Source organism: Acetomicrobium sp. S15 = DSM 107314 (assembly GCF_016125955.1).
In the GTDB taxonomy this organism is placed as follows: domain Bacteria; phylum Synergistota; class Synergistia; order Synergistales; family Thermosynergistaceae; genus Thermosynergistes; species Thermosynergistes pyruvativorans.
Window position 1 is genome coordinate 1 of record NZ_JADEVE010000311.1, and the last position, 432, is coordinate 432.

Genomic DNA, 432 nt, shown 5'->3' on the forward strand with positions numbered 1-432 from the left:
CAAGCTCACTTACTCCGTTAGGACATTGGCGCTGTGCGCCGTGGTCGTCGCGCTTTTCTTCCCTTGGTCTTTAGGCAAGGCGATGGGTCTCTCCGGCGTTGGGCTGTTCGTCATAGATCGCTATTCCTATGCACGAACCCAATCCCAACGATATCAGCGTAGCCGGGTGCCTGGCCGCCACCAAGTCGGCCATACCTACATGCAAGACGGTAGACAAGCCTAACTCGCTGTACCTGAGGGATATCGTATTCATGACCCCCGAAGGTGCCATACTGGGAAGACCGGCCATGGCGGCCCGCAGGGGCATTCCTGTTAGGCTTTATGAGATGCGTCCGAATCGCCTCACGCCGGCTCACAAGACTGGACACTTGGCCGAGCTCGTCTGCAGCAACTCGCTCGGCGCAGAGCTGTTGACGAGCCCAGCCGGCATCC

1 protein-coding gene and 1 pseudogene are annotated in these 432 nt (G+C 59.0%); one reads left to right on the forward strand and one right to left on the reverse strand.

All coding sequences use genetic code 11. From position 1 onward, the window contains the following. Positions 1-70: 70 nt before the first annotated feature. On the reverse strand, positions 71-253 hold the full coding sequence (locus EZM41_RS13870) for a hypothetical protein (protein ID WP_232619258.1): 183 nt from the start codon (positions 251-253) through the stop codon (positions 71-73). Between EZM41_RS13870 and gid the strand changes: the two are divergent. Then, a pseudogene (gid, locus tag EZM41_RS09160) lies at positions 252-432 on the forward strand (methylenetetrahydrofolate--tRNA-(uracil(54)-C(5))-methyltransferase (FADH(2)-oxidizing) TrmFO); the annotation flags it as partial. The gene EZM41_RS13870 and the pseudogene gid sit on opposite strands and share 2 nt — an antisense overlap.